Origin of the sequence: uncultured Mailhella sp. (assembly GCF_944324615.1) — a bacterium.
Taxonomy (GTDB): Bacteria; Desulfobacterota; Desulfovibrionia; order Desulfovibrionales; family Desulfovibrionaceae; genus Mailhella.
In genome coordinates, this window is the sequence record NZ_CALUWY010000001.1 from 16,325 (window position 1) to 40,871 (window position 24,547).

Sequence of the window (24,547 nt, forward strand, 5' to 3'; positions counted from 1 at the left end):
ATGAGCGACATCACCCGTCTTGCACAGACACTGATGAAGCTGGACGACCGGCTGGCCGACTGCATGCGCTGCGGCCTCTGCCAGGCGGTGTGCCCGGTGTTCGGCGTCACCTATAAGGAATCCGACGTGAGCCGCGGCAAGCTGGCGCTTCTCGACAATCTCGCCCACAAGATGATCGAAGACGCCGACGCCGTGGAAGAAAAGCTGAACCGCTGCCTGCTGTGCGGTTCCTGCCAGGCGAACTGCCCCTCCGGCGTTTCCATTCTGGAAATCTTCATGGAAGCCCGGCAGGCGCTGGTGGACTATCGCGGCCTGAACCCCATCAAGAAGTTCGTGTTCCGCGAACTGCTCACCCATCCGCAGCTCTTCAGCGCCATGATGCGCAGCGCCGCCCCCTTCCAGGGGCTGGTCATGCGTCAGAAGGGCGCGAAGACCTACGACATGCCGCTTTTCAAAAAGCTCATCGGCTCGCGCCACATCGCAAAGCTCCCGTCGAAGTCGCTCCACGCGAAATACGGGGATCTGCGCACCGAAGGCCAGATCGGCATCAAGGTGCTCTTCTTTGCGGGCTGCATGGCCGACAAATACTATACGCAGCTCGGCGAGGCATGCCTCAAGGTGCTCAAACATCACGGCGTGGGCGTGGTCATGCCGTCCAGGCTCACCTGCTGCGGCATCCCTGCCCTCGCTTCCGGCGACCGCACCGGTTTCGTGCTGGAAACCAGGAAGAATCTTGATGTCATCGGCCGCGAATTCACCGGCGGCGGCATACAGTACGTCCTCACGCCCTGCGGTTCCTGCACCGCCACGCTGAAGGAATGGTGGCCGCACTTTGCCCGGGAGTTCTCGCCCGAACACCAGAAGACCATCGCATCGGTGGCCGCCCGCGTGATGGACATCAACGCCTTCCTCATCGACGTTCTGCATGTGGACACCATGGACAAGGGCGCACGCCGCCCCGGAGAGGTCACCCGCGTGACCTTCCACGATTCCTGCCACCTGAAAAAGAGCCTCGGCGTGTGGGAACAGCCCCGCAAGCTCATCCGCCAGAACCCCAACTACGAGCTGGTGGAAATGGCGGAGGCCGACCGCTGCTGCGGCTGCGGCGGCAGCTTCACCCTGTTCCATTACGAGCTGTCGAAGGAAATAGGCCTGCGCAAACGCGAGAACATCGTGCGTTCCGGCGCCTCCGCCGTGGCCACGGGCTGCCCCGCGTGCATGCTTCAGATTTCCGACATGCTCTCGCAGAACAAGGACGACATCGTCGTCAAGCACCCCATTGAAATCTACGCGGAAACGCTGCCCGACTGACAAAGGAGGGAAGGCCGGCCGTCCGGCCTTCCTGTTTTCCTCCCTCCCTTCAGGCGAAACTTGCCAAGGAGTAACAATGACCCAGGATCAACTTGTTGAAGTGGTGAAAGCCAAGGCTCCCTCGATTCCCGCTTCTCTCTATGAAGCGAAGGATTTCGCGGACGCCATGCAATACGCCGTGGACGTCACCGAAAAGAAACGTCACTGCGAAATGCTGCTGCCCGAGGAAGGCAAGCAGTACGGCCCTGTCAGTGAAAACGGCTTCCCCACCATGCTTGAACGTTTCATCGCGGCCCCCGGTCTTTCCGATGAGGAATATGCCGTTCTGGAAGAAAAGGCTGCGGGTACCGACATCACGCTGCTGCGTTCCGGCCTGCGCGACCACATGGGCGGTTTCGACACCAGCATCACCTGGGCCGACGCTCTCGTGGCCGACACGGTGACGTGCGTCGTCAACTCCAACCGTGAAGAAGTGCGCATCGGCACCATGGTGGCCGAAGTGTCCATCATGCTGGTGCGCAAGTCCACCCTGCTCAACAAGCTGGAGGACGCCAACGACATCATGCTCGATCTGCTCAACAGAGGCGGAGCATCCTACACGGCCTTCATCACCGGCCCCAGCCGTACGGCCGATATCGAACGCGTGGGCGCCCTCGGCGTGCACGGACCCCTCGAACTTCACATCGTGCTGCTGGAGGATTAAGACATGGCCGACGCCAAGAACATGAAGGAATACCACGGTCAGATTCAGGAAGCGCTGGACGACAAGTTCCTCCGTGCCACGCTGGACAAGTTCGCCGTCGAATACAAGGCCAACCGCGTCCGTATCTTTGAAGGCATGGATGTTGATGAGCTCGTCCACGAAGTGGCGGACATCAAGGACAACGCCGCCCAGCACATGATGGAACTCTACGAGCAGTTCAAGACCGAAGCGGAAAAGCGCGGCGTGCATGTGCATTTCGCCTCCACCGGGGCGGAAGCCAACCGCATCATCGCCAGAATCGCCAAGGAAAACCACTGCAAGAACATCATCAAGTCCAAATCCATGACGGCGGAGGAAATTCACCTCAACGGCGCGCTGGAGAAGGAAGGCTTCCGCGTGGTGGAAACCGACCTCGGCGAATGGATCATCCAGCTGCGTCATGAAGGCCCCTCCCACATGGTCATGCCCGCCATCCACCTTTCCCGCTATCAGGTGGCGGACCTGTTCACCGACGTGACCCATGTGCAGCAGGACAGGGAAGACATCCAGAAGCTGGTGAAGGTGGCCCGCAAGGAACTGCGCAGCGAGTATGTGAACGCCGACATGGGCATTTCCGGCGCGAACTTCGCCGTGGCCGAAGCCGGGCTCATCGGCACGGTGACCAACGAAGGCAACCTGCGCCTTGTGACCACCATGCCCCGCGTGCATGTGGTGCTCGCCGGCCTTGAAAAGCTCATTCCCACCGTGGCCGACGCCCTGAAGGTGCTTCAGGTGCTGCCGAGAAACGCCACCGCCCAGGCCATCACCTCCTACATCACCTGGATTGCGGGCGCCAACGAATGCGCCACCGGTCCCGACGGCCGCAAGGAAATGCACATCGTCTTCCTCGACAACGGCCGCCAGAGCATCGCCAAGGACCCCGCCTTCAAGGACATCCTGCGCTGCGTGCGCTGCGGCGCCTGCGCCAACGTCTGCCCCGTCTACCGCCTCATCGGCGGCCACAAGATGGGCTATGTGTACATCGGCGCCGTGGGCCTCGCCCTCACCTACCTCTATCACGGGGCGGACAAGGCCCGCGCCCTCGTCCAGAACTGCATAGGCTGCGAATCCTGCAAGAACGTGTGCTCCGCGGGCATCGACCTGCCGCGCATCACCCGTGAAATCCGCTCCCGCATCGTGAAGAGCGAAGGCAACAGCACCGCCGGTTCCGTGATGAGCATGGTCATGAAGGACCGCGACCGCTTCCACAGCCTGCTCAAGTTCATCAAGTTCTCGCAGAAGCCCCTCACCGTGAAGGGCGGCCGCTTCATCCGTCACCTGCCTGCGGTGCTCATGGGCGGCGACCAGAGCTTCCGTCAGCTTCCCGCTCTGGCTCCCAAGTCCTTCCGTCAGCTCTTCGAGAAGGTGGTGAACAACCCCGCCCAGCCGAAGTTCCGCGTGGCCATCTTCTCCGGCTGCGCCCAGGACTTCATCTATCCCGAACAGCTCGTGGCCGCGGTGCGCGTGCTCAACAGGCACGGCGTGCATGTGGAATTCCCGCTCAAGCAGACCTGCTGCGGCCTGCCGCTGGAAATGATGGGCCAGAGAGAAACCAGCCTTGAGGTCAGCTCGCAGAACGTGAACGCCTTTGAACCGGGCAAGTACGACGCCATCCTCACCCTCTGCGCCTCCTGCGCCGGTCACCTCAAGCACGGCTATCCCGACCTTCTGAAGGATACCGGAGACAGGTACCGCGCCGGCATCTTCGCCTCCAAGGTCATGGACTTCACCTCCTTCGTGTACAACAAGCTCGGCCTGAGAGCGGACGACTTCGTGAAGACGGGCGACAAGGTCACCTACCATTCGCCCTGCCACATGCGGAACCTGGGCGTCACCGAAGAGCCGCGCGCTCTGCTGAACATGGTGGCCGACTACACGCCTGCCGCTGAAGAAGACGTGTGCTGCGGCTTCGGCGGCACCTTCTCGGTGAAGTTCCCCGAACTCTCCGCCGAAATCGGCAGAAAGAAGCTGAAGAACAGCGAAGCCACCGGCGCTTCCATCATCGTCACCGACTGCCCCGGCTGCGTCATGCAGATCCGCGGTGTGGCCACGGCCAACGACTCCCCCATCAAGGTCGAGCACATGTCCGAACTGCTCGCCCGTGCCATGAAATAACGCCGTAACGACGAAAGGCTCCGCCTCCGGGCGGAGCCTTCCCCGCCGGGGTGGAATATTCCCTGAAAAAACACCTGCGCTTCCGCCTTGCGCGGAAGCAGAAAACATCTTTCCCGCCTGACTGCGCCACACTCTCAGGCGGACGCGCGGGCGCACGCAAAAAAACGCGCCCGTCCCGCACGGAACGGGGCAAGTTCCGCGAGGGGCGGCATGTTCCTTCTTCTCCCTAAGCCCGTTTACCTTCTTACAGTCAGAGGAGAGTTATATGAACATTGAACTGCTGGCACTGTTTGCCGTCGCGCCGCTTCTGGTGGCGCTGATCCTCATGGCCGGCCTGCGCTGGTCGTCCATGCGCGCCATGCCGCTGGCCTGGGCCACGGGCGCGGTTCTCGCCATCATCGTATGGCAGCTGCCCGTCATCCGCGTGATCGCCCTCACGCTGGAAGGCTTCATCACCGCCGCAGGCGTGCTCATCATCGTGTTCGGCGCGCTGCTCATCTACTACACGCTCACCTACAGCGGGGCCATGGAAACCATCCAGGCCGGCATGAAGAAAATCAGCCCCGACCGGCGCGTGCAGACCATCATCATCGGCTTCATGTTCGCAGCCTTCATCGAAGGCGCGGCCGGCTTCGGCACCCCCGCCGCTCTTGCCGCCCCCCTGCTGCTCGGCCTCGGCTTCCCTCCCCTCTGCGCCGCGGTCATCTGCCTCGCCTTCAACAGCATCCCCGTGACCTTCGGCGCCGTGGGCACCCCCGTGCTCCAGGGCTTCAAGTCCATTGAAGCTCTCGGCATGGCCGCCCTCAATACCGGCGACCCCGCCGTGGTCTACAAGCTCATCGGCGAATACGTCACCCTCATGCACCTGCCCATGCTCTTCATCCTGCCCATCTTCCTGCTGGGCTTCATGACCCGCTTCTACGGCAAGAACAAGTCCTGGTCCGAAGGCTTCGCGGCCTGGAAGTACTGCCTGCTCGCCTCCGTATGCTTCGGCGTGCCCTACCTCATCCTTGCCTGGACCGTCGGTCCCGAACTGCCCTCCCTGCTCGGCGGCATCATCGGCCTCGGCGTGCTCATCAAGCTCACCCAGAAGGGTATCTGCGTGCCCGAAGGCACCTGGGACTTCGATTCCAGCGACAAGTGGGATCCCGACTGGATCGGTGAAATCAAGCCTTCCGACGTGACGGAATACAAGGAACACATGAGCCAGGTCATGGCGTGGCTGCCCTATGTGCTCTGCGGTCTCATCCTCGTGCTGACCCGCGTGCCCGCCTTCCATCTGAAGCCCATCGTCACCGACCCCATGTTCAACATCGGCGCTTCCAACATTCTCGGTCAGGAAGGCGTGGGTGCGTACATCGCCCTCATGAACCTGCCCGGCACCGTGCCCTTCATCCTTGTTTCCATCATCACCATCTTCCTGCACGGCATGCTGCGTGACGACGCCATCGGCTCCCACAAGGTCAGCAAGGCCTGGTCCACCGCCTTTGCCAAGATGAAGGCCCCCACCATCTCCCTGCTCGCCGCCGTGGCGCTCGTGTCCATCTTCAAGGGCACCAGCGTGAGTGAAGCCACCAACCACATCTCCATGCCCATGGCTCTGGCCCAGTGCCTGGCCGACCTCGCCGGCGGCGCATGGCCCGCCCTCGCCTCCTATGTGGGCGGCCTCGGCGCGTTCATCACCGGTTCCAACACCGTGTCCGACATGCTCTTCGCCAACTTCCAGTGGGATATGGCCAGAACCCTCGGCTACACCGTGCCTCAGCACTTCATCATCATCGCGGCTCAGGGCGCCGGCGGCGCCATGGGCAACATGATCTGCATCCACAACATCGTGGCCGCCTGCGCCGTGCTCGGCCTCATCGGCAAGGAAGGCGACATCCTGCGCCGTACGGTCATCCCCTTCATTCTCTACGGCATCGCCGTCGGCATCGTGGCCTTCATCCTTATGTAAGGCTCACTGCATCTGCCATGAAGGCCGCCCTCCGGGGCGGCCTTTTTTAAGCGCATCTACGCCGGACAAAAGCAAACATACCGCGTCGCAACCATATCGACACTCTCATCGAAAAACACGACCGACGGCATACAAGGCATACGAAAAGGCCCGTGAACGGCTCCGCCCCACGGAACGCCGGGATGAACTTTCCCCCGCAAAAAAACATGCGCCTGCGGTACGGCCGTTTTTTCTGCGGCCGCGGTGCATCGTTCTTCTGTGAGGCAGGCTCTTCTCCCCCGGGCTCATTTCAGCAGCATATAGCTCATCAATATATCCAGAACCCAGGAAAACTCCTTTCTGTCGAGAATCTTGAGATCTCCATCGTCCTTATCCGGCGCATATTTTTTCACCAGCACCGCGTGAGCATACAGATAATACGCATAGAGCTTTTCAAAAAGTATGGTATTATCTCTGAGAGTGTGCAGAATATAAAATCTGTCACTGCCTTCATCATTGTTTCTTTCATCGAAAGATAAAATAATTGTACATATATGATCTACAAAAAGCTTTGCCTCAACAGCGGCAAATACTTCCTTATCCATGGGAGAAGAAAGCTTTCCTTCGCAAAACTTCTTGTCGACATTGCTGATCTTTTCTAAAAAATCTTCAACAATATCGTCATCATATTTCTTTGAAAGAAACTCCGATACTAAGTTTCGCTGTTTTTTCTTATTTTCAAGCAACATAACATCATTGTGGAAAAATAATGATAAGAAACGGACATGCCGTTTTCCGGGCGGCTTCCGCGCCCGAAAGCCTTAAGTCTCTGTCCGGCGCCGCGTCCGCAGGAACAAGGGGGCCTGAATACGTTCCGCCTTCCGCGGGATTCCCTGAAAAACTCGTGAAGGCCTCCCCTCCTTCATGATCTGATCCGTCTGCCTTATCGCACGGAAAGTCTGCCCCCTTACTCCCATGCGCGGCGTTGTGTTCATCTTTTTGAAAAAGACGCTACTCATTCTCTGATATCTCAAAATCGCATACAAAAACATTTGTCTTTTTTGAGCGTACTATTGTAAAAGCATATTTTTTCAACAAAATTTCTTACAAAATATTACCTTTTTTTAATAATAAAAATATTTTGCAATATAATGATAAAAACTGCCCGCTCAGGCTCAAAACTCTCCGTCACCGTCGCAGACAAACAGCGTCAAAAAACGGCGTGAGCACGCGTGCGCCACAGAAAAATCAGAACACGGCAAAATCGACGACAGGGCCGGAGCATAGAGCGTTACTCATTACAAACACCGCATATATACGGTGTTTGTACTTTGCCATTGACCAGTATTACATGTCAATGTCCTCTATTGATCTTGCCTTCGCCAAAACGCTGAAGCAGCTGCGCCGCACCAGACATCTGACGCAGGAAGAACTCGCCCAGCGCGCAGGCCTCGATTACAAGCATCTGCAGAAACTGGAAGGAAAAGCACCCTCTTCTCCCACTCTGTCCACACTGGAGAAACTGGCGAAGGGGCTGGACGTGTCACTGACGGAATTCATCGCTCTCATTGATGAAGCACAGCGCTGAAACATCCTCATGCGGCAGAAAACAACGCCCCCGATATAGGGACTGCGGGAGGTCTTCTCTCACCCGCAACAACAGCCCGACATGCGAAAAAGCCCCGCTCCCGCCGGACAGAAACGCCGACCTGGACTCCCGCTTTTCTCCCGGCCCGGATGGATATAGAATGACGCATCATGCGGGAGGCAGGCATGGAACAGCATTCACTTTTCCAGCAGGAAGACTCTGAGCCTCTGGCCGCGAGGCTGAGACCCCGCACGCTGGAGGAATTCTTCGGGCAAAAACATCTGCTCGGCAAGGGCAAGGTACTGCGCAGGCTCATAGAGTCCGACAAAGTATCCTCCATGATCTTCTGGGGGCCTCCGGGCGTGGGCAAAACCACCCTCGCGCGCATCATCGCCGGGCGCACGAAATCGGCCTTCATCGACTTTTCCGCCGTGACCAGCGGTATCAGGGAAATCCGCGCCGTCATGCAGCAGGCGGAAAAAAACCGCCAGTACGGCGGGCGTACCATTGTTTTTGTGGACGAGATTCACCGCTTCAACAAGGCCCAGCAGGATGCCTTCCTGCCCTTTGTAGAAAAGGGAAGCATCATACTCATCGGCGCAACCACGGAAAATCCTTCCTTTGAAGTGAACGGCGCGCTGCTTTCCCGCTGCAAGGTCTTCGTGCTTCAGCCCCTTTCCCCGGAAGACATCGTCTCCCTTCTCTCGCGCGCCCTGAACGATGCGCGGGGGCTCGGCGGGCAGCACATCGAGGTGGAGGAGGGCGTACTGGAGCACATCGCCCTGTTTTCCAACGGCGACGCCCGCTCCGCCCTCACCACGCTGGAAATGGCGGCCCTCAACGGCGAGACGGAAAACGAGCGTACCATCATCAGCAAAAAGACGCTGGAACAGTGCACGTCCCGAAAGTCGCTCCTCTACGACAAGAAAGGCGAAGAGCACTACAACCTCATTTCCGCCCTGCACAAATCCATGCGCAACTCCGACCCGGATGCGGCGGTATACTGGCTGGCCCGTATGCTGGAAGCAGGGGAAGACCCGCTGTACATCGCCCGCCGCATCACGCGCTTTGCCAGCGAAGACGTGGGTCTTGCCGATCCCCACGCCCTCGGCGTGACCATCGACGCCTGGCAGGCCTGCCATTTTCTGGGTATGCCCGAATGTGCCGTGCACCTTGCCCAGGCCGTGGTTTACCTTTCCGTCGCGCCCAAATCCAACAGCATCGACAGAGCCTACGCCCTCGCCCGCAAGGACGCCCTTTCCATGCTGGACGAGCCGGTGCCCCTGGCCCTGCGCAACGCGCCCACAAAACTCATGAAGGAACTCGACTACGGCAAGGGCTATCAGTTCGCGCACCATACCAGGGAAAGACTCACGGCCATGCACTGTCTGCCCGAGTCGCTGCTCGGAAAGGAATATTATCATCCCACGGAACAGGGACTGGAAGTGCGCTTCAAGAACAGGCTGGAACAGATCAAGGCCTGGAAGAAGGAACATGACGAGCAGCCCTGAAGCCTTCCTCCGGCAGGGCCTGTTCTTCCGGACAGAGCCCTGATCCCGGTCTTCATAAGTTTTATAAGTATAACTTTATTTGACAAATAATACAGCTCCGGCTACTCTGGACGGGCCGTCACACCCTTCCAACACAGGAAAGCCGCTTGAGCTCCATATCCGCTTCTTTCTCCCGGAATGTCCCGGAAGGCATGCCCTCCAGAGGTGAGCTTTTCCGCCTCACCCTGCCGCAGATGGGGCTCATGCTCTGCCATCTGGTCATTTCCATGACCGACGTATGGGCGGCGGGCAGGCTCGGGCCGGACGCCCAGGCCGCCACGGGCGTGGTCGCGCAGATTTTCGCCCTGCTCATGCTCATCACCTCCCTCATTGCCAGCGGCTGCATGGCCACGGTGAGCCAGTCCCTGGGGGCGGGGCTCAGGCGGCGCGCCGAACGCTATGCCGGGCTCATCATCATGCTTTCCGCCGGAATGGGCACCCTTGTGGCCGCCCTCGCCCTGCTTTCCGCCCCGCTCATCTTCACGGCCATGCGCGTTTCCGACGAGCTCCGGCCCGCGCTTTCCGTGTTTTTCACCGCCTACTGCTGCCAGCTGCCCTTCTATTATGTGCTCATCATGGTGAATTCCATTTTCCGGGCCCATAAAAAGGTGCTGCTGCCCCTGCTCACCCTCTTTCTCATGGCTTCGGCCAACATGGCGGGCGATCTCGGCTTCGGGCTGGGCCGTTTCGGCCTGCCCGCCTTCGGCACGGCGGGCATAGCGTGGACCACCTTTGCCTGTTCCCTGCTCGGCCTTGCCAGCAATCTGATCCTCGCGCGGCGCTACGGCCTGCTGAGCCGCGCCGCCTTTGCGCCGTGGAAGTGGAACCGGCGCGCCATGCCCTACCTCTTCAAGGTGGGCCTGCCCTCGGCCGCCGGGCACATCATCATGCAGACGGGAAGCCTCGTCACCCTCGCCATCATCGGACTTCTGCCGGAAAGCACCAGCGTGCTTGCGGGCATGAGCGTGGGAAGCCGCGTGCATTCCCTGCTCATGTTCCCCTTAGGCGCGCTCAACATGTCCATGGTCATTTTTTCGGGCCACATGCTGGGCGGAGGAAGCAGGAACCTGCTCTACGCCTTCGGCCGCAGAACGGCCGCCATGACGGCGCTTGCCCTCGTGCCGCCCTCCCTGCTGCTCTGGCTTCTGCGCACTCCCGCCGCAGGGCTTTTCTCCAGCGAGACCGCCGTGCTGGAACAGGCCTCGCTCTTTCTCTGCTTCGCCTGCCTTTCCGGCCCCGTCGTCGGCATGACGGGCATGCTGAACGCCCTGTTCTCCGGCGCGGGAGCCACCATTCTTTCCTGCCGCGTGGGCGCCGTCACCTGCTGGGTGGTGGGCATACCTCTGGCGCTTCTGCTCGGGCCCGTGCTGAACATGGGCGCCGCGGGCGTGTATGCGGCGGGCCTTGCCGGGCAGGTTGCCGCCCTTCTCTGGACGATACGGCTCTTCCGGGGGAAGAAATGGCTTGAATATGGCCTGCGAAAACGGCACACTGCGTAAAAGCCCGGAGGCACCATGACGGATCATTCCCCTGAAGAACAGGACGGGCGCGCGGAAAGAAAGGCCCTTTCCCCCGCGCTGGAAAACTACCTTGAAATCATTTTTCTGGAAGAAGCCAGAGAAGGCGCCGCCCGGGCAAGTTCCATCGCCGACGCCGCCGGGGTAAGCCGCTCCACCGTGACAAGCACGCTCAAGGTGCTCAAATCCATGGGCTTTGTGGAGTATGAGCCCTACAGCCTCATTCATCTCACGGAACAGGGGCGCAGCGTAGGCCGCGACATCACCCACCGGCACATCATTTTCCGCGAATTCTTTCTGCAGGTGCTTCAGCTCGACGAAAAGCAGGCCGACGCCGTGGCCTGCGAACTGGAACATGTGGTGCCCCCCCATGTCATCCGCCGCTGGGGGCAGTTCGTCCTGTATCTGCGCACCAAAGATTTCTGGAAGAACTGGCAGAGCGAATATCAGAGCGAACGCAAAAAGCTCATCAGCACCATGGAAAAGACCTTCCAGAACATGGGTTCTCTCGACAATCAGGAAGAAGTGCAGGAACTGGCGAGAAAATACCGCTGATCCGCCGCGCCCTTTTCCGGAAGCCTCCGGAAAGGCCCCGTGTTCCCGGGGCGCGGAAACGCACCGGAACAAGAAAGAAAAAAGGCCGTGCTTTGCACACGGCCTTTTCCGCAGGCGACGCCTGTTTTTTAAGATACCATGCCGCCCCGTAAAAACGGCCCGTGCGGCATACGCCCGCTCCCTGCAAAACGACAGCCTCTGCAGAAACAGCGCTTCCTCAGCGGTCCGTCAGCCGGTAATGCACGGGAATGAGCACCCTGAGCGCGCCGGAAGAGCCCACGTCAAGCCCCACCAGCTTTTCCCCCAGCCTTCTTGCCGCGGCATCCAGCACGGTGCGGCCGGAAGCCTCTGCCAGAGAACAGGAGACCACGCGCCCGTCTGCCCCTATCTGCACCATGAGCGTGCAGGTGCCTTCCGCACCGCTGCGGCGGCCCTGCCGGGGATAGCGCTTATGCTTTTCCACGGCCTGAAGCAGCCCGGCAAGCACCGCGCTCCTGCGGTCGCTCTCCGCCTTTTCGCTCCCCATCGCTTCGGGCACGGAGGCCGCCGCAGCGGATACGGAGGAAGCGTTTTCCGCCGCCTTGCCCTCCGGTGCAGGAAGCGCCGCTTCCGCCTTCGGGGCGGGACGGGGGGGCTTTTTCGCCTTCGGTTTCGGGGCGGGACGGCGCTCAGGCTCCGGCTTCACCACGGGCTTTGTTTCAGGTTCAGGAACAGGTCTGACTTCCGGTTCGGGCTTCACCGGTTCCGGCTTTTTCTCCACCACGGGTTCGGGCTGTTCGGGCACAAGAAAATCCGACTCCTGCGTCAGAATCTTCTCCATGTCCGGCTGTTTCTCCTCCGGCGGCGGCACGGTGCGAAACTGCGCCTGCACCATGAACACCCTGCGCGCCTCGACGGAAGGCAGGGAAAGGGTGCGTTCCGCGTGGAGCATGACGCCCGCCGCCATCAGCAGGCTCATCATGCCGAACATGCCGCAGGCCGCCATGTTTCTGCTCCGGCGCCGCTCCTGTACGCCGTAAGGGATGCGCAAGGGGCAGCGGAGCGCGCTACTCATCTCCGCCCGGCTGAGTGCTGATGACAAAACGGCCCCCTTTTCTGACTTTGGCAATGTCCACTACTTCCACAAAGGCCTCGAAAGGCGCCTTCTGATCCACATACAGGTTGAGCAGCGCTTCCGGCCGCTCCGCAAGGATGGCGTCCACCTCCGACCTGTCTATCATTCTTCCTTCATAATGCAGGCTTCCGTCGGCCTTGATGGAAATGACCTGTTCGCGCTTTTCCGCAGAGGCTTCCGCTTCGCTGGAGGCGGGCAGGATGATGTCGAGCACCGGACGGCTGAAGGTCGTCGTCATGATGAAGAAGATGAGCAGCATGAAAATGGTGTCGATGAGCGGGGTGAGATCAATGCTCGGTTCTTCTTCCAGGCCGAAATTAAACATCGTCGTCTTCTCCGTGTCTGCCGCCGCTCTTTCTTCTCTGGCAGAATTCCAGCGCGCGGTAGCTGTATTCCACCACTTCTATATGGAAGCCCTTGAAGCGCAGCATGAGGAAATAGTAGACCATGAGCGCGGGTATGGCCACGCACAGGCCCATGATGGTGGTGATGAGCGCCTCCCATATCCCGTTGGCCAGCATGGCCGTATCGGGCGCGGCATTCTCGCCTATGGTCCGGAACACCGTCACCATGCCGAGAATGGTGCCGAGCAGCCCGAGAAGCGGCGAAAGCACGGATATGAGCCTGAGATAGCAGATTTCCCGCGTGAGCTGCTCGAAATTGCGGTGAAAAAGGTAGGCGATTTCGGCGCGGATATCTTCCGAATGGCTGGAATGCGTCTGCACGATGTCGCGCACGATGCAGATGAGCGGGTTGTCGCCCTGATAGTCCATGCACTCGCCGGACGCATCCTCCTTTTCCAGTTCGGGAAAGGTTCTGCGGAAATCCCGCCAGACAAGAAAAAGAAACACATAGCTTTTCAGCGCAAGGTACACCCCGGCGCAGGCGACCAGCACGAGCACGACCCCCGCCGGCCCTATGGTCGCGTATATCTGTGACCAGTTCATTTTTTCCTCCGTGCCCCGTTCCCACCGCACGGAACGGAGCGTGCCGCATGATGGATATTCCGCGCCGGGCAAGGCCCGGCGCACAAAAGTCAGTTCATCTTTTCCAGAATACCGCGGAAAAATGCCTGCGCGCGGCGGCAGTCGTCCTCGTCGGGGTGCTTTGCCGCCTCTTCGATGCGGGCTTTGCGTTCCGGCGTCATGGGGTGCACGTTGCCCGCCATGCGCGCCATGGCTTCCAGCACCCGGGGGTCGATTTTTCCCTGGCAGAGCCAGGAGCCGTACACCTCATTGCCCCGTTCGGGGACAAGGGCCAGTTCCTCGCCCTTTTTCATGCACTCTTTCGCATGGTCGGAATCGGGCCAGGCGCCCAGCGTGCCGAAAAAGGCGAGGCGCGCGTTTTTCACGCCTCCCAGCCAGGTGCGGGTCCTGCCGTCGGGCATGCCCCGGTCCACCCAGTAGCCCAGGGCCACAAGGTCATAGCCTTCCACGGAGGCGGGAGCCTCCTCCACGGGAAGGAGGTCACAGCCGGGCAGAACGGCGGCTATGGCCTCCGCCACTTTCTTCGTGTTGCCGGTAAGGGAGGAATAGACAATGAGTGTCTTCATGCTTCATCTCCTGGTTGAAAAGAATAAGGAGGACCCGGCCCTTCAGGCCGCAAGATCCTTTCTGAGCTTCAGGAAGGCCTCCTTCACCGAGGCCATGACGACGTGATGCTCACGCCCCGCGTAAACGGCGAAGGCCACCCTGCCGTCCCCGTGGAAGAACTGCACGGAATAGCTTTCCAGCCCCATGAAGGGCATGGAAAGAAAGGCAATATCCGTGATGGCGCAGGCCCTGATATGCCCGCCGAGCACCCCTTCTCCCATGATGTTGTAATAGCCGTGCCCCGGCCGGCCCGCAGAAATGCGGCATGCCACCTCGATGACGTGCCCTTCATGCTGCACGATGAAGGTGGCCTTTTCCCACGCGCAGAGCGCTTCCCACACCCGCGTGAAGTTTTCCCCGCCCGTGAAGGCGCACATATCCGGGGGCAGAGCCCGGGCCACGTCCTTTTCCGAAACCTGACATTCCCGGGCAAGGGAAGAGAGCATCCAGGGCTTCTTCTGACTGAGGGCGGAAGCCACCTTCCCGGCAAGATCGTTCCCGTCAGTGGGGGTATTCATACGTTTTCTCCTTCGTTTCCGGCCTTCCCGGCCCGGGGCAGGGGCAGGCGCAGCGCGCGCATGCAGGAAAGCTTCATGAGTTCAAGGTCATGGGTAATCACCAGCACGCAGGCGCCGCGCCCGGCAAGAAGTTCCAGCGCCCGGGCCATGCGCAGCATGTTGCCGCCGTCCAGCCCGCTGGTGGGTTCGTCCAGAATGAGCACGTCCGGCTTCTTGGCAAAGGCGCAGGCAATGACAAGGCGCTGCTTTTCCCCGCCGGAAAGGGACTGCGGGTGCCTTTCCGCAAGGGCGGAAAGGTCGAACATGTCCAGAAGTTCCGCCACGGAAAAAGCGTCTTCCGCGCCGGAGTCCTTTCCCGCATGCAGGCGGCGGGCAAGTTCCAGGCAGACTTCCAGCTCCTGCGTCACGGTTTTCATGTGAAGCTGATGATCGGCATTCTGCAGCACGATGCCTACGCGCCGGAGAAGTTCTCCCGGGGCCGTCTCTTTGCCGTCGATGAAGAACTTCCCTGCCCCGGCCCTGTTCAGACCGGTGAGCAGACGGGCCAGCGTGGTCTTGCCCGTGCCGTTTTCCCCTATGAGGGCCGTCACGCCCGGCCTGAGAAAGAAGCAGGCATGGTCGAACAGGTTCTCCCGCCCCTTGTAGGCAAAGCTGAGCCCTTCCACGCGCAGGCCGCGTTCCTTCCCGCCCGGCTCCGGGGCATTTTCCCCGGCAGGCAGCGCTTCGGGCAGGGACCTGCGCACATCCTCCACATGGCAGTCGCGCAGGCCGCAGCCTGCGCGCAGCCCTTCATCTTCCAGAAGGGCGAAATTCCCCATGGCGCATATCTCGCCCTTTTTCATGACGATGACGCGGTCGGCCACGCCTTCCAGCCAGTACAGCCGGTGATCCACCACCAGCACGGCCATGCCGCTTTCCTTCAGGGCACGCAGGCGGCAGGCCAGTTCCGCCGTGGATTCCGGGTCGAGGTTGGCCGTGGGTTCGTCGAGCACCAGGGCGCGCGGCTCCTGCGAAAGGATGGAGGCAAGCCCCACCTTCTGCTTCTGCCCTTCGGAAAGCTCATGGATGGAATGATGAAGTACCGGCGACAGCCCGAAGGAGGCGGCGGCCCGGCGCACCCTCTCCCGCGTTTCCTCTGCCGGACGGCCGCGCCATTCGTGCACGAAGGCAAGTTCGTCCTCCACGCCCAGGGCAAAGAACTGCTGCTCCGGGTCCTGAAACAGCGTGCCCACCATGCGGGAAATATCCCTGAGCGGCATGGATGAGGTATCCCTGCCGTCGATGAGCACGCGCCCCTTCAGCGTTCCGCGGAAATAGCCGGGGCACAGGCCGTCGGCAAGGCGCATGAGCGTGGACTTGCCGCAGCCGCTTCTGCCGGAAACCAGCACCAGCTCGCCGGGACGCACATGCAGGTTGATGTCCTTCACGGCGCACCGGTCGGAAAAGGGATAGGTATAGGTAACGTTTTCAAAGCGTATCATGACTTCTCCCCTTTCCCTCAGCGCATGCCCATGCTTTCGCCGCCCCACACGGCATGGCAGTACAGGGCAAGGAGCGCGCAGGCCACGGAAAGCAGCACCAGCGCGGTATCGCGCCGCGTCCAGGCTCCTCCCCGGAAGGGCACGAAACGCCCGCCCGCCTCCAGCCCCTTGAGTTCGGCCGCAATGCCCAGTTCTTCCGACGTTCTCAGGGAACGGAACAGCAGCGGGGTAAACATGAGGCGCAGCATCATGAGCGGGTGGCGGAACATTTCGCCGAAGCCGAGACGGTATCCGCGTATCTTCAATGTTTCGGCCACCTGTCTGATATCGTTCATGAAGGTGGGGATGAAACGTATCATCACCGCCCCGGGAATATAGATGCAGAAGGGCAGACGCAAAGACTTCAGGGCCGTGAGCAGCGCTTGTATGCGGCTTGTAAGCGCAAGGGGCAGCACCACGTTCAGCATGACCGCTCCGCGCAGGAAGGGAACGGCAAGGCCCTTGAAGGAAAAGGGCATGGACGGCATGAGTGAGGATATGCCGAAGGTGAAAAGCGCGGCCATGCCCGCCATGACGGCCAGTGCCGCATAGGCCGTGAGCAGCGCGCGGAAACGGCGTATGGAAAGCGCGTAGAGAAAGGACGCGGCAAAAAGCACCATCTGCCCCTCAAAGGAGGATACGGCGATGGTCACCGCCGAACTGAGCAGGGTGACGAACATGCGGGAGCGCACGTCGAGCGCCGTGCCCCTGCCCGCTTCCTCTCCCGGGCCTTCATGCCTACTGATGAATGATGCCTGCATGACGCAGCTCCCTGACCGCCCTTGCTCCGGAAAAAAGTCCGCCCACGGAACCTATGTAGCCTGTGAGCACAAAAGGCACCGCCATGACCATCATGGCCGGATTTTCTCGCATGAACAGCCACGACACGCCGAGGGACAGCACCTTGCTCACGACATCGAACACCGCCGCACCGATCAGGGCATTCCCCACCCCTGAGGAGGCACGACCCGGCCACATGGCCGCTTCCGCAGCAAGCGCGGCAACGAACATGGCCGGAAGCAGCGTGACGCTTGCGCCCAGAAGCAGCATGCTCACGATGATGTTGATGACGGTGAACAGCAAAAGCGTGCCCGGCCTTCTCACCTTGCACAGCATGACCACCAGCAGCGTGGTGAAAATCAGGTTCTTGCCCATGAGACTCACGGGGTTCATGCCCCCGCCCGCGAGGGCCACCAGCAGCGTGGCCACCTTGGAGGCTGCGGCGAACACGCCGATGACCACCAGTTCCCGCGCGCTCCAGCAGGAAAGAAATCGTGTCATGGTTCTTCCTTCTCTTCAGAAAAAGCCCCGCGCCTCACGACGGCGGGGCGGGCCGGGGAAAGCCCCCGGCCGCGCCTTTTCTCAGAACTTGTAGCTCAGCTTCACATTGGCGTGCAGGCCGGGCTCAAGAATGGCCGGATTGTACTGATAACGCTTGTCGAAGATGTTCAGCACTTCCGCAAGCACGGAGAAGCGCCTTTCCTTGCCGAAATCAAAGCCCAGGGCCACGTTGGCCGTGGTGAAGCCGCCGAGGTCGTAATCACTGGTACCGGCGGCGGTGCGGTATACGGTTTCGGACTGACTGCGGCCGTACACATCGGCATGGAAGTCGACGTTCTCGGCAACGGCCCGGGCGTAGCGCACGCCGTAGCGGCTCACCCATTCGGGGGTGGCGGTATCAAAGGTCTTCCAGCCTGCTCCGTCGTCGTACTGGCGGCGCATCCAGGTCAGGGAGACGTAGGGAGTGAAGTCGCCGTATTCCGTGGCGAAGCGGTAGGCTGCCGAAAGTTCGGAACCGAAGGTCCTTGCGTCGGCCACGTTGGTGTAGGTGTAGATGCCGCTGCCCGACTTCGTGAGCACGGAGGCGATGTAGTCGTCGGCAATGGAGTAGAAGAGAGCCGCATCGAGGCTCAGATTGCCGGGATTGTAGCGCGCGCCCACTTCAAAATTGTTGGAGGTTTCGGGATCGAGGTTCGGGTTGCCGTAAATGGTGCCGCCGCCCATGGCCGTGCCGATGTATTTTTCCGTAAGGTTCGGCACGCGGAAGCCCTGCGCCCAGCTTGCACGAAGGGCGAGGTCGTCTATGCCCGTCCACACGAGGCCCACGTTGAACACGGGGCGGGAGGCGGTGTCGTCGCCGAGGGCTCTTTTCTCCACCATGCCGGATTTGTCGAACATGGGCCGGGTCATGGGGCCCATGTGCATGCTGCCGGTATAGGGGTTGGAAATTTCCTCACCGCGCGTGAGTTCCGTGCGCACATGGGTCCAGCGCACGCCGTAGGTGAGGGCCAGATTCCAGGGAAGCTGACTTTCCATGGAGGCGAACAGCGACTGATTGAGCTGATTGCCGTCATAGAACTTGTCCGTCACCTTGTGGATGGCAATGCTCATCATCGGGGACATGGTGATGTTGTTGTCGAGGTAGGTCCTGCCGTCGGAATTAAGCCTGTCGTAGTTCAGCTCATAGCCCGCAATAAGGTAATTGTCCGCACCGAGCTGCCAGTCGGTCTGCAGGGAGAACCCTCTGCTGCGGATGATGTTGTGGGCGTAGTTGTCCATGACCACGTCGGCGGAAAGATACGATACGGGCATGCCGTTCATGCTGGTGCTGCCCGCGCCGTCCGCCTGGCCCACATAGTTGCGCATGTCCTTTTCGTTCTTCTGATAGTAGGCGTCAAAGCGCACGCGGCTGAGGTACTCGCTGATGTCCTTTCCTTCCGCGAACATGTAGTATTTGGTGCGCGCCCACTTGGGAACGTTGACGAAGAAGCGGTTCCCGCCTGTGTTGTTGTTCATGGCGGTGGAGTTGAACGCGCCCTTGTAGTAGTCCAGCCCCGCGCCCATGGTGAAATGCTCGGAAAAATCGTAGCTCAGAAAGGCCGAAGCGTCGGTCTGGCGGAAATTCGTGTTGTCGAGCTTCCCTTCGGGCGTGTGGATGTCGCCCTGATCGGAGTAGGAACCGGAAAGGCTGTATTTGAAGCCGTCAAGGTTGCCGCGCACGGCCATGCCCTCGGAAAAGCCCCGGGAAGCGCCGCTGAAGCCCGTCCAGATTTCGCCTTCCACGGGCTTTTCCCCGCCCTTTTTGGTGATGATGTTCACCACGCCGCCTATGGCGTCGGAACCGTAGAGCACGGAAGCCGGGCCCTTGATGACCTCGATGCGCTCGATGCGCGAGGCATCGATGAGCATGGGCGAGCCGGACATGGACTTGTGTTCGGAAATCTTCTGCCCGTCGATGAGCACCAGGGTGCGGAAGGCATCCTCACCGCGTATGGAAACGCGCTTGAGGCCCTGCGAGCCGTCGTTCTGTATCTGCACGCCGGGCACGTCTTCCAGCAGCTCGCCCACGGTGCGCGCGCCGGAACGCTGCACATCCTCGGCCGTCATCACGGTGACGCTCATGGGAACCTGCTGCAGTTCCTTTTCCACACGCGTTGCGGTAACATATACATCCCCTGCTTTCACGGTGTCTTCCGCATGGGCGTACGGAACCCCGGTCAGCGCGCAGGCCAGCACGGCGAAAGAGGCCGCCCACGTCGTCGATGTCATCTTCATCATCCAATCCCTCTTGCTGGTGTCTTCCAGAAAAGACACGGTTATATGACGGGCGCTTTTTCTGTTGCGCCCCGGACGTGCGGCCCTTCCCTGCCCTTTCGGAAAGGCCGCCGCTCTTCCTTACTTCGTCATGCCGGCATCCAGCGTATGCTTCAGAAAATCCTGAAGAAGCTGGGAAAGATTCACCTGCCAGAACTGCCCGGCAAGGGTGAGCACCATCACGTTGTCGCGCATTTCCACAAGGCCCGCGCGGCTCCACTGTTCCAGAAGGGGCGAAAGCGCGGCGGAACATGCCAGCCCGAAACGGCGCTCAAGCTCCGGCATGTCCATCCAGCCCTGTTCCATGGCCGCAGCCACGGCGCGGAAAAAGTAAAAATGAGGATCGGGCCTTCTGAGCATCATGACGGGCTTGCGGCCTGCGTTCACCATGTCCTGCCAGGCCGGATAGCTGTTCTGATTGAGGTAGAACCAGCCCGCAAGATTGCCTCCGGCGCCGGGCCCGAAGGCAAGGCAGTTCGCGCTGCCCTTCACCTTGAGATTGTACAGATTGCGCTCACGGCTGGTGCGCGCCCAGTGCGTGAGGGAAAGACGGCGGTAAAAACGCTTCTGCAGCGTGTCCACGGCGGCGGCGAACATGGCCGACTGCTGGGGAATGTCGGCGGAAGGGGGAAGCTTTCCCTCCCTGATGGCCCGGCCGAGAGGCGTCTGGTCGTAGACATTGAGCTGGTAGCAGTCCATGCCGTCCAGGCCGGCTGCACAGGCGGCGTCGATGTCGTCCCGCCACACCTCCATGCTCTGCATGGGAAAGCCGAAAATGAGATCCACGATGACGGCGGCCTGATCGTAGCTCTTCAGAAGCTCCAGACGGCGCATCACCTCCTCACGCGAGGCAAGGCGGCCCATGGTGCGGCGTATCTTCGTGCTGAAGCTCTGCACGCCCAGGGAAAAACGGTTGGCGCCCCCCGCAAGGCAGGCCTCCATCTTTTCCGGCCCGAAATTGTGCAGGCGGCCCTCCACCGTGATCTCGCAGTCGTTGGCAAGGGGCAGGTGCGCGCGCACGGCCTTCAGAAGGCGTTCCAGATCCTCCGCTTCCAGCGCCGTGGGCGTACCCCCGCCGAAATACACGGCATGCACGGGCCCATCGTTCTGCGCCGCCCGCCCCTCCCACAGGCGAAGTTCCCTGATGAGCGTATCGGTATAACGGGCGCTTTCCTCCCTGCTGTAGCCCCGGTTGTAGAAACCGCAGTACAGACAGTGCGTTTCGCAGAAAGGCACATGGATGTAGGCCACGCTGTCGCCCCTGCGCGGCGTGTCGAGAAGCGCCTCAAGGCTGCCTTCCACGGCGGAAGGCTCCACCATGCCCCCGCCCACGCCGGGATGCACCGCGATTTTTCCGTCAAAGGCGCGGGAAAGAGGATCCACGCCTTCTCTGGCGAAATAGTGTTCCAGTCTCCGGCCCTTCCCCCCGGAGGCAAAGGCCATGCCGTTCATACGCATATCTTCGGAATCTATCCGCTCTTCCCGGTTCTGTTCCACCACGGCGCTCATGTCATCTCCCTGAATTTTTCCGCAAGGCGTATAAAAGTTATACGACTCAAACTTTTTTCTGAGCTTTACGGAAATTGAAATTCATTGTCAACTTAAAAATACCCTTTTCTCCGCTTCCTCACCAACCTCCGGCCGGAAACACGCCGGAAGAACGCCCGGCATTGGAGCTGGATACCCTCAAGGACGCCCTGCCGGAAACCTCCTGTTGCAGAAAGAAAACGCTCCGTGATATCCGGCAGAACATCACGCTGCGACAGGTTCCGGAGAGCCCGGCAACACGCACAGACATGTATCATTTATATACATGTATCATTAATACATGTATTAAAAATATACATTTTTTTCCCGATGAAAGCATTTTTCCCATTTTTATGATAACCTATTTTTTTATGGCATGGCTTTTGCATGTGTCTTTTATCACATTCCTCGGATTCCTACCATTTGCAGGGAACAGATGATCCTTATTAATCTTTTCGTCCTCCGCCGAAAAAAAAAGACGCGACACGCGTCTTCCGCACAAAGAAAACAATAAAAATCAATAAGGAGTACACCATGATACGACAAACCTCCATTCTTTCCGCATTCCAGGACCTTCAGGAGCTGGCCGGCCCCGGTGCGCCCGTGTGCGTCTGCGTTACCGACGAACATGGTTTCATCCTCGGCTATACGCAGATGGACGGATCCTCCTCCCGCTCCTTCACCATGGCAAGGGCGAAAGCCTACACCGCCGCCCGCATGGGACAGAGCACCGCCGCATTTCACGAACGGCTGGTACGGGAGCACCTTTCCCTTGCCGACTTCGGCGACACACTCATGACCTCCGTGCAGGGCGGCGTGCCCGTGCGCGGAAAAGGCGGAGAGCTTCTCGGCGGTGTGGCCGTATCGGGGCGACGCCCGGCTGAGGACGAAGCCCTTGCCCTGCGTATTGCCGAAAGGCTCATCCCCTGACATCAACGCCCTTCGGTCCTTCGGGCGGCGCATCTTTCCTCCTGAGAAAGGAGCAGGATGCGCCGTATGAGAACCTTGGCCCACAGGCCGCCAATAATAGCGTATTTCATTGAAATCAATTCTGCTTTGCATCACACATGTTCAGGAGAGAATCCATCCCGGGTGTCTGCATTCTTCCTGCAGAAAACAGCGCCCTCCGGAAGGCTTCCCCACGGAAACCGCTTCTGCGGCAGCAAAGCCTGCAAAAAAAGAAACGGCGCTTAAGTCGTTTTCCGGTGCACAACATGCCGAACCGGGCGCAGTTCTTTAAGAGCGTGCATAAAAATCCATATTAATCCGCTCTACTTTATTCCATGGAGGAACATATGTCCGGCGAAAAACCCACCTGCAACAACCTGCTGGCACTTCGGGAAGCCTTTAAAAAGTTCGAACCCATCGACCGCTCCCAGGTGCGTCCCTTCATCCTCGCCTCCTGGGAGCGCTGCCGTGCATGTTCCGACAGGCACAGGATAGAAAAGCCCGTTTCCCCCGAATTTCTGGACGAAGCCCTGAAGCGGAACCATGAACTTCTGGAAAGTTCGATTCCCATCATGGAAAAGCTCTTCTCTTCCATCAGCGCGGCACACAGCGTCATCGGTCTGGCCGACAGTTCGGGCCTCATCCTGCACGTCGTCGGGCATGAGGAGGACATCAACGCCCTTTCCGTATTCCAGAAGGGACTTTTTTCCACGGAAGAACACTCCGGCACCAACGGCATAGGCACGGGACTCATCGAACGCCGCGCCATTGAAATCATCGGTGCGGAACACTACTACGGCAACGCCACGGAATGGAGCTGCTGCAGCGCCCCCATCTACAATGAAAGCACGCTGGTGGGCATACTCAACATTTCCATCAATGTGCAGAACCATCACCTGCACACCATAGGCATGGTGGAGGCCGCCGCCTACGCGGTTTCGGAACAGCTCAGGCTCCGCCTTCTTCTGAAGGAACAGAATGCCATGCTGGAGTTTCTGGATGAAGGCGTGCTCATTCTGGACGGAGAACGCCGCATACGCGCCATGAACAACAAGGCACGGGCCATGCTCGGCACAGGGTCTTCCAGCGGCAACGGCCTTCCCGTGGGGGCGAACCTTGACGAAATCATCCTTTCCAGCGAAGGGCTCGACACCATGCTCGCCTCCCGGAGGCGCATCAACGACAGGGAAACCACGCTCAAGCTGGAGCACGGACTCTTTCAGTACGCCGTCTCCTGTGCGCCCATCGAGGACGGAGGTTTCATCATCACCCTGCGCAGCGTCAAGCGCATGCGCGAATACGCCACGCGCATGATGAGTTCGGGGGCAGCCTATTCCTTTGAAAACATCGTGGGCGATTCCACCGCCATACGCGAAGTGATACGCCTGGCCCGCCGCGCCTCCCAGAGCGACATCACCACCCTGGTTCTCGGGGAATCGGGCACGGGCAAGGAACTTTTCGCCCAGTCCATCCACAACGCCAGCGCCCGAAGCGGCGGTCCCTTCGTGGTGGTGAACTGCGGCGCCATTCCCAGAACGCTCCTGGAAAGCGAACTTTTCGGCTATGAGGACGGTGCCTTCACCGGAGCCAGAAGGCAGGGCAAGCCCGGCAAGTTCGAACTGGCCGACGGCGGCACCGTGTTTCTCGACGAAATAGGTGAGCTGCCTCTGGACGCGCAGGCCAGCCTGCTGCGCCTTCTGCAGGAAAGTGAAGTCGTGCGCGTGGGCGGCACCACGGCAAAGCACATCGACATCCGTGTGCTGGCCGCCACCAACCGCGATCTTGAAGAGGCCGTGCGGCAGAAAACCTTCCGCAATGATCTCTATTACCGGCTGAACGTGCTCTCCATCACCATTCCGCCGCTGCGCGACCGCAAAACGGACATACGCCTGCTCTCCGCCTTCTTTCTGGAAAAATTCTCCCGTGCGCTGGGCAGGCCCGGCGCAGGCTTCACCGAAGAGGCGCTGGAAGCCCTTTCCCTCTATTCCTGGCCGGGCAACGTCCGGGAACTGGAAAACGTGATAGAACGCACCATCAACATATCCGCCTCTCCCCTCATTCAGGTTTCCGACCTGCCGGCCCACATCATCCAGAGCCGTTCCGTGGAAGCTCCGGCATCCTGTGCCCAGTCCCCCACGCGGAACAATCTGCTGAAGGCGCAGGAAATGGAAACCATCATGGAAATGCTGCGCCAGACGCGGGGCAACATGCGCCTCGCCGCCCAGGAACTGGGCATAGCCCGCTGCGTTCTGTACCGCAAGGTCAAGCAGATGGGCATGACGCCCGACATGTGGCGCAACAAGTAACATGTGTTTTCAGAAAATGTATCACATGGATACATGTTATGAGATACATGTATCCGTGTGATACGAAAAGCTGTAAACTCCTGCAGTTTTCATTATTATAACCACTCTGATTATCAT

21 protein-coding genes are annotated in these 24,547 nt (G+C 60.0%); 10 read left to right on the plus strand and 11 right to left on the minus strand.

All coding sequences use genetic code 11. The features are described from left to right. The 4 genes from Q0K07_RS00075 to Q0K07_RS00090 all read left to right on the plus strand — a co-directional run bounded on the left by Q0K07_RS00075 (position 1) and on the right by Q0K07_RS00090 (position 6,122). Positions 1–1,311: a (Fe-S)-binding protein gene (locus tag Q0K07_RS00075; protein ID WP_294554727.1), complete on the plus strand. Its 1,311-nt coding sequence runs from the start codon at positions 1–3 to the stop codon at positions 1,309–1,311. A 76-nt stretch (positions 1,312–1,387) separates the two neighbouring features. Further along, a complete protein-coding gene (locus Q0K07_RS00080) occupies positions 1,388–2,014 on the plus strand; it encodes a lactate utilization protein (protein ID WP_294554728.1) in 627 nt (208 codons plus the stop codon). 3 nt (positions 2,015–2,017) lie between these two features. Next, positions 2,018–4,168 carry an L-lactate dehydrogenase (quinone) large subunit LdhH gene (gene ldhH, locus Q0K07_RS00085; RefSeq protein WP_294554730.1) on the plus strand — a complete coding sequence of 717 codons (2,151 nt, stop codon included), beginning with the start codon at positions 2,018–2,020 and terminating at the stop codon, positions 4,166–4,168. 265 nt (positions 4,169–4,433) lie between these two features. Continuing rightward, the gene (locus tag Q0K07_RS00090; protein ID WP_294554732.1) at positions 4,434–6,122 is read left to right on the plus strand and encodes an L-lactate permease; all 1,689 of its coding nucleotides are present in this window, start codon (positions 4,434–4,436) and stop codon (positions 6,120–6,122) included. Positions 6,123–6,406: 284 nt separating this feature from the next. Here Q0K07_RS00090 and Q0K07_RS00095 read toward each other — a convergent pair whose 3' ends face one another. After that, complete coding sequence (locus tag Q0K07_RS00095) at positions 6,407–6,850, minus strand: hypothetical protein (RefSeq protein ID WP_294554734.1); 444 nt, start codon at positions 6,848–6,850, stop codon at positions 6,407–6,409. Positions 6,851–7,452: 602 nt separating this feature from the next. On the opposite strand from Q0K07_RS00095, the gene Q0K07_RS00100 reads away from it, so the two are divergent. The 4 genes from Q0K07_RS00100 (at position 7,453) to Q0K07_RS00115 (ending at position 11,311) form a co-directional block, all read left to right on the plus strand. Then, positions 7,453–7,689 (plus strand): helix-turn-helix transcriptional regulator, encoded by a 237-nt coding sequence (locus Q0K07_RS00100; protein ID WP_294554736.1) that lies wholly within the window; start codon positions 7,453–7,455, stop codon positions 7,687–7,689. 185 nt (positions 7,690–7,874) lie between these two features. Continuing rightward, positions 7,875–9,200: a replication-associated recombination protein A gene (locus Q0K07_RS00105; RefSeq protein WP_294554738.1), complete on the plus strand. Its 1,326-nt coding sequence runs from the start codon at positions 7,875–7,877 to the stop codon at positions 9,198–9,200. Between the two features lie 191 nt (positions 9,201–9,391). Then, positions 9,392–10,738, plus strand: coding sequence for an MATE family efflux transporter (locus tag Q0K07_RS00110; RefSeq protein WP_294554742.1), 1,347 nt, complete (start codon positions 9,392–9,394; stop codon positions 10,736–10,738). A 15-nt stretch (positions 10,739–10,753) separates the two neighbouring features. Beyond that, positions 10,754–11,311, plus strand: coding sequence for a metal-dependent transcriptional regulator (locus tag Q0K07_RS00115; protein WP_294554745.1), 558 nt, complete (start codon positions 10,754–10,756; stop codon positions 11,309–11,311). Between the two features lie 217 nt (positions 11,312–11,528). Here Q0K07_RS00115 and Q0K07_RS00120 read toward each other — a convergent pair whose 3' ends face one another. The 10 genes from Q0K07_RS00120 to hutW form a co-directional block, all read right to left on the minus strand. Continuing rightward, positions 11,529–12,296 (minus strand): energy transducer TonB, encoded by a 768-nt coding sequence (locus Q0K07_RS00120; protein WP_294554747.1) that lies wholly within the window; start codon positions 12,294–12,296, stop codon positions 11,529–11,531. 61 nt (positions 12,297–12,357) lie between these two features. Next, positions 12,358–12,750 carry a biopolymer transporter ExbD gene (locus Q0K07_RS00125; RefSeq protein ID WP_294554749.1) on the minus strand — a complete coding sequence of 131 codons (393 nt, stop codon included), beginning with the start codon at positions 12,748–12,750 and terminating at the stop codon, positions 12,358–12,360. Continuing rightward, entirely contained in the window at positions 12,743–13,372 is a 630-nt protein-coding gene (locus Q0K07_RS00130) for a MotA/TolQ/ExbB proton channel family protein (RefSeq protein WP_294554752.1), read from the minus strand. The genes Q0K07_RS00125 and Q0K07_RS00130 overlap by 8 nt, the downstream gene beginning before the upstream one ends. 89 nt (positions 13,373–13,461) lie before the next feature. Further along, on the minus strand, positions 13,462–13,977 hold the full coding sequence (locus Q0K07_RS00135; protein ID WP_294554755.1) for a flavodoxin family protein: 516 nt from the start codon (positions 13,975–13,977) through the stop codon (positions 13,462–13,464). Positions 13,978–14,019: 42 nt separating this feature from the next. Continuing rightward, complete coding sequence (gene hutX / locus Q0K07_RS00140; RefSeq protein WP_294554758.1) at positions 14,020–14,535, minus strand: heme utilization cystosolic carrier protein HutX; 516 nt, start codon at positions 14,533–14,535, stop codon at positions 14,020–14,022. Next, positions 14,532–16,016, minus strand: a complete 1,485-nt coding sequence (locus tag Q0K07_RS00145) for an ABC transporter ATP-binding protein (protein WP_294554761.1) — start codon at positions 16,014–16,016, stop codon at positions 14,532–14,534. The genes hutX and Q0K07_RS00145 overlap by 4 nt, the downstream gene beginning before the upstream one ends. 17 nt (positions 16,017–16,033) lie before the next feature. Continuing rightward, complete coding sequence (locus Q0K07_RS00150) at positions 16,034–16,816, minus strand: energy-coupling factor transporter transmembrane component T (protein WP_294554764.1); 783 nt, start codon at positions 16,814–16,816, stop codon at positions 16,034–16,036. Next, positions 16,794–17,336 (minus strand): MptD family putative ECF transporter S component, encoded by a 543-nt coding sequence (locus Q0K07_RS00155; RefSeq protein ID WP_294554766.1) that lies wholly within the window; start codon positions 17,334–17,336, stop codon positions 16,794–16,796. The genes Q0K07_RS00150 and Q0K07_RS00155 overlap by 23 nt, the downstream gene beginning before the upstream one ends. 81 nt (positions 17,337–17,417) lie before the next feature. Next, entirely contained in the window at positions 17,418–19,613 is a 2,196-nt protein-coding gene (locus tag Q0K07_RS00160) for a TonB-dependent receptor (protein WP_294554768.1), read from the minus strand. A gap of 117 nt (positions 19,614–19,730) precedes the next feature. Beyond that, on the minus strand, positions 19,731–21,158 hold the full coding sequence (gene hutW, locus Q0K07_RS00165) for a heme anaerobic degradation radical SAM methyltransferase ChuW/HutW (protein WP_294554771.1): 1,428 nt from the start codon (positions 21,156–21,158) through the stop codon (positions 19,731–19,733). Positions 21,159–21,710: 552 nt separating this feature from the next. On the opposite strand from hutW, the gene Q0K07_RS00170 reads away from it, so the two are divergent. Both Q0K07_RS00170 and Q0K07_RS00175 read left to right on the plus strand, forming a co-directional pair. Further along, the gene (locus tag Q0K07_RS00170; RefSeq protein WP_294554774.1) at positions 21,711–22,106 is read left to right on the plus strand and encodes a heme-binding protein; all 396 of its coding nucleotides are present in this window, start codon (positions 21,711–21,713) and stop codon (positions 22,104–22,106) included. A 365-nt stretch (positions 22,107–22,471) separates the two neighbouring features. After that, positions 22,472–24,430, plus strand: coding sequence for a sigma 54-interacting transcriptional regulator (locus tag Q0K07_RS00175; RefSeq protein WP_294554777.1), 1,959 nt, complete (start codon positions 22,472–22,474; stop codon positions 24,428–24,430). The last annotated feature ends 117 nt before the right edge of the window (positions 24,431–24,547 follow it).